Below are 4,600 nucleotides of genomic sequence, written 5' to 3'. Positions count from 1 at the left end.
CCAGTTCCAGCACGTCATAACCTTTCGGCAACGACTGGGTATTCGCACCCTCCTTCACCACAGCATAACTGCATTCGCTATGGATCGGCAGGGTGACCAGCTCAAGACAACGCTGGCAAACCATTTTGACTTCGGTGTCGATAAAACTGTGGATTACCACAGACTTACGTTCATCTCGTTCAAAAACGAATTTAGCCTGCACCGTACCGACAGTATCGGAAAGCGGGTCGCAGAGTCTCTCCAAATCGGCCAGCAGCAGTTCACCTTGAAGGGTGGTGCCACGATCAGCCAATTTGCGCGGGTCAACGTGAGGTGGAATCGGGTCATTCAACATAGGCGCAGCATTATAGGGATGCCCCCAGCCATGTCAAAGGAAATTCAGCCTTGTCCGTCACTTGGAAGCCTCGCTAGAATTCGCGCCTGTCTTCTGGAGATGCGCATGCTGCCTTTATTACTCGCTTCTAGCTCGGTTTATCGCCGGGAATTGCTGGCCCGCTTGCAGCTGCCGTTTACCTGCAGCTCACCGGATATTGACGAAAGCCATCGTCCGGACGAGTCAGCCATCGAGCTGGTCAAGCGCCTCGCCGAGGAAAAAGCACGCGCGCTGGCCAGCAGCCACCCCGCTCACCTGATCATCGGCTCCGATCAGGTCGCCGTACTTGGCGATCGGATCATCGGCAAACCCCACACCTTCGAAAAGGCCCGCGAACAATTGCTGGCCTCGAGCGGTGCCAGCGTGACCTTCCTTACCGGCCTGGCTCTGCTCAACAGCCAGACCGGCGATTGCCAGGTCGACTGCGTGCCGTTCACCGTGCACATGCGCACACTCGACACCGCACGCATCGAACGCTACCTGCGCGCCGAACAGCCCTACGACTGCGCTGGCAGCTTCAAAGCCGAAGGTTTGGGGGTGAGCCTGTTTCAAAGCACCGAGGGCCCTGACGCCACCAGCCTGATCGGCCTGCCGCTGATCCGCCTGATCGACATGCTGCTCGCAGAAGGCGTGCAGATACCTTAAAAGTCAAAAGATCGCAGCCTCGTTTCACTCGACAGCCCCTACATTGAAATGCGTATCCCTTGTAGGAGCTGTCGAGTGAAACAAGGCTGCGATCTTTTGACGTTAAAAAAAACCGGCAAAAAGCCGGTTTTTTTATGCAGCAAGAAGATCAGCGCAACGAAGGCCCTTGGAAGCCCATCCACATCGCCAGATGCTCAGCCACGCTGGCACCGAGCTTTTTCGAGAAGCGATCGAAAGGCGATTCCTGAACGGTGAAATCCACCAACTCTTTCTCGCCGATCACGTCACGCGCCACCGAACTGGCATTTCCCAGACCATCGATCAGACCCAGCGGCAGCGCCTGCTCGCCCGACCAGACCAACCCGGAGAACAACTCCGGATGCTCCTTGTCCTTGAGGCGGTCGCCACGGCCTTTCTTGACGCTGCTGATGAATTGCTGATGAGTGGTATCGAGCACACCCTGCCAGAACTGAGTTTCTTCAGGCTTCTGCGGCTGGAACGGATCGAGGAACGATTTGTGCTCGCCAGAGGTGTAAGTCCGACGCTCGACACCCAGCTTCTCCATCGTCCCGACAAAGCCATAACCGGCCGCCGTCACACCAATGGAACCCACCAGGCTCGCCTTGTCGGCGTAGATCTGATCCGCCGCACTGGCGATGTAGTAAGCACCCGAAGCGCCCAAATCCGAGATCACCGCGTAAAGCTTGGTGTCCGGATGCAGGCCGCGCAAACGGCGGATCTCGTCATAGACGTAGCCCGATTGCACCGGACTGCCGCCCGGACTGTTGATTCGCAGGATGACACCTTTGACCTTCTCGTCCTCGAACGCTGCACGCAGGCTGCCGACGATGTTGTCAGCGCTGGCAGGCTCCTTGTCGGCGATCATGCCAGTCACGTCGATCAGCGCGGTGTAGTTGCCACTGAGGGTGGCAGCTTTTTCCATGTCCATCAGCGGCGTGAACAGGACCAGCGCACCCAACAGGTACACAAAGGTCAGCAACTTGAAGAAAATCCCCCAGCGACGGGACCGGCGCTGCTCCTGCACGCCGGCCAGCAGGGTCTTTTCCAGCAGCTTCCAGCTTTTCTCGTCACCGCTCTCTGCGCTCGCCTTGGCGGGCGCTTTCCATTCGTCGGTCATGACATCTACCCCAGCAAAAACCTATTAAGCCCGCTGACTCAGCCAGGCATGCAATTCTGAAAAACGATCAATGGCCAGTGCCGGCTCGAATAATTTCAACGCTTCGATCGATTGAGCGCCATAGCTGACTGCCACCGAATCCATGCCGGCGTTGCGCGCCATCTGCAAGTCAAAGGACGAATCGCCCACCATCAGCGCCTGCTCCGGGCGAACGTCGCAGTGAGCGAGGATCTGCTCGAGCATCAGCGGATGGGGTTTGCTGGCGGTTTCGTCGGCCGCGCGAGTGATATCGAAATAATCTTCCCAGTCGTGCGCCTTCAGCACCCGATCCAGCCCGCGACGGGCCTTGCCGGTCGCGACCGCCAAGTGATAACCATCAGCGCGAAACGCTTCCATCGACTCGAACACACCCTCGAACAACGGCGAAGGAACAGCCTCCGAGGCGATGTAGTGATCAGCATAGTGCTGACGGAAGGTTACCAATTCGTCGTCGCCGATTTCCGGATACAACGTACGAATCGCTTCCGGCAAGCCCAGACCGATGATGCCCTTGACGGCAAAATCATCGCGCAACTGAAAACCGGAGCGCTCGGACGCGACATGCATGGCCTCGACAATCCGACCAATGGAGTCGGCGAGAGTGCCGTCCCAATCGAAAATCAGCAGCTTGTAATCAGATGGGTGCACTCAGGCGCTCCACGGTTTTGGCCCACATCTCGTCGACCGGCGCCTGCAACTTCAGCTCTCCACCATCAGGCAGCGGCACGGTCAGCATGTAAGCGTGCAGGAACAGGCGCTTTCCGCCCAGGTCACGAATCTCTTTGCTGAAGCCTTCATCGCCGTACTTGGTGTCACCGGCAATGCAATGTCCGGCGTGCAAGGTGTGGACGCGGATCTGGTGAGTCCGGCCGGTAATCGGTTTGGCTTCGATCAGGGTGGCAAAGTCGCCAAAACGACGCAGGACCTTAAACACGGTCACGGACTCCTTACCCTCCTCCTCGTCGACCTCGACCATACGCTCGCCGGAGCGCAGATTGCTCTTGCCGAGCGACGCTCGGACTTGCTTGATCGAGGCCGCCCAGTTGCCGCGAACCAGCGCCATGTAGCGCTTATCAACGCCATCGCCGCGCAATGCCGTGTGCAAGTGACGCAGCATGCTGCGCTTCTTGGCGATCATCAGCAGGCCGGAGGTGTCACGGTCGAGACGATGAACCAGTTCGAGCTCCTTGCAATCGGGACGCAACTGACGAAAGGCTTCGATCACCCCGTAAGTCAAGCCGCTGCCACCGTGAACCGCGATGCCGCAAGGCTTGTTGATCACGATCAACGCCTTGTCCTCGAACACAATCGAGGCTTCGAGGCGCTGCAGCAGGCCTTGTGCCAGCGGCACCGGCTCGTCGCGCTCAGGCACGCGAACCGGCGGCACGCGCACGATATCGCCCGCCTGCAGCTTGTATTCGGGCTTGATCCGACCTTTGTTCACACGCACTTCGCCTTTGCGCAAAATGCGGTAAATCAAGGTCTTGGGCACGCCTTTGAGCCGAGCGAGAAGGAAGTTATCAATACGTTGGCCGGCATATTCCGGCGAGACCTCCAGCAGTTGTACGGCTGGGGTCGAAGGGGCAGTAGTTGTCATGGCGCGGATGATAACAATTTTTTATGGAATTGAAGCACTTAATCATTGCTGCTATAGTCGCGAACGCCGCCAAAAGTGGCCTGGACAGCGGACTAACGGTCAAAAACCGGCCCTGACCAACGCAATTCACGAGGACGAGAGGCCGTCCTACGGGGCTTTCGCTACGAAACGGTAGAGTTTGCAGTTGTAACGAGCGCAGGTGACATGAGGCCTGAAGCATGCCGCAAAGCAGAGTTTTCACTCGCCTTGCGAGCAAATATTCACGGCCAGTTCACAAAGTGCAGTCAGCTACGAACAACCCCGAGCGAACGCTTCGGAAACAACGCCTAAATTAGCCATGATGCGTGACCTCCCCTTTCGGAGCTCACGGTAAATGCCAACCCGCTGCGGATTCTGCGCGCGGCAGCACCCGAATTATCAGGGATACGTGTAGGGTGGAGATGCACAACCGCTGGACTGTGTAGCAATAGGCTTTATCAAGACGCTTCATCTCGTCCACAGCCGCTGGTTGATTCCTCCTCCTGACTGAGTGCTTAAGTAGCCACAGCAAGCAGGACGCGTACGTCGCGACGCCGGCCCAATTGGTCGGGGTTCGCTAGACACTGGAGTGTCCAACCACTCCTGACGCACCTGACACCGACCATGAGAAGTCGTGTGTGCCGAACGCCGTTTCCGGCAGCCCGGAAACCGACGGTACTACATGAAAAGAATGTTGATTAACGCAACTCAACCCGAAGAGTTGCTTGTTGCACTTTTAGATGGCCAACTCCTCTACTACCTTGACATCGAATCAGGTGAACTCGAGCAT

General features: G+C 57.5%; 5 protein-coding genes and 1 pseudogene. 2 read left to right on the top strand and 4 right to left on the bottom strand.

All coding sequences use genetic code 11. From position 1 onward, the window contains the following. Positions 1-334 (bottom strand): annotated as a pseudogene (locus tag ACIQU2_RS14340) (metal-binding protein); the annotation flags it as partial. A 105-nt stretch (positions 335-439) separates the two neighbouring features. Here ACIQU2_RS14340 and ACIQU2_RS14335 point away from each other — a divergent pair. Next, positions 440-1,018 carry a Maf family protein gene (locus ACIQU2_RS14335; RefSeq protein ID WP_403141752.1) on the top strand — a complete coding sequence of 193 codons (579 nt, stop codon included), beginning with the start codon at positions 440-442 and terminating at the stop codon, positions 1,016-1,018. A 148-nt stretch (positions 1,019-1,166) separates the two neighbouring features. Here ACIQU2_RS14335 and ACIQU2_RS14330 read toward each other — a convergent pair whose 3' ends face one another. The 3 genes from ACIQU2_RS14330 to rluC are packed head-to-tail and all read right to left on the bottom strand — an operon-like array spanning position 1,167 to position 3,792. After that, positions 1,167-2,156 carry a S49 family peptidase gene (locus tag ACIQU2_RS14330; protein ID WP_403141750.1) on the bottom strand — a complete coding sequence of 330 codons (990 nt, stop codon included), beginning with the start codon at positions 2,154-2,156 and terminating at the stop codon, positions 1,167-1,169. A 24-nt stretch (positions 2,157-2,180) separates the two neighbouring features. Continuing rightward, positions 2,181-2,843: an HAD-IA family hydrolase gene (locus tag ACIQU2_RS14325; protein ID WP_403141746.1), complete on the bottom strand. Its 663-nt coding sequence runs from the start codon at positions 2,841-2,843 to the stop codon at positions 2,181-2,183. Next, positions 2,830-3,792 carry a 23S rRNA pseudouridine(955/2504/2580) synthase RluC gene (gene rluC / locus ACIQU2_RS14320; protein ID WP_046049069.1) on the bottom strand — a complete coding sequence of 321 codons (963 nt, stop codon included), beginning with the start codon at positions 3,790-3,792 and terminating at the stop codon, positions 2,830-2,832. Before rluC ends, ACIQU2_RS14325 begins: the two co-directional genes overlap by 14 nt. A 700-nt stretch (positions 3,793-4,492) precedes the next feature. Here rluC and ACIQU2_RS14315 point away from each other — a divergent pair. Next, positions 4,493-4,600: hypothetical protein (locus ACIQU2_RS14315; RefSeq protein ID WP_403142155.1), on the top strand; the 108-nt coding region annotated here is incomplete at its 3' end.

The sequence above is a fragment of the Pseudomonas sp. NPDC098740 genome, from assembly GCF_044760065.1.
GTDB classification, from domain to species: domain Bacteria; phylum Pseudomonadota; class Gammaproteobacteria; order Pseudomonadales; family Pseudomonadaceae; genus Aquipseudomonas; species Aquipseudomonas rossensis.
The sequence above is the reverse complement of the archived record's forward strand: the minus strand, read 5'-3'. Positions and strand labels throughout refer to the sequence as shown.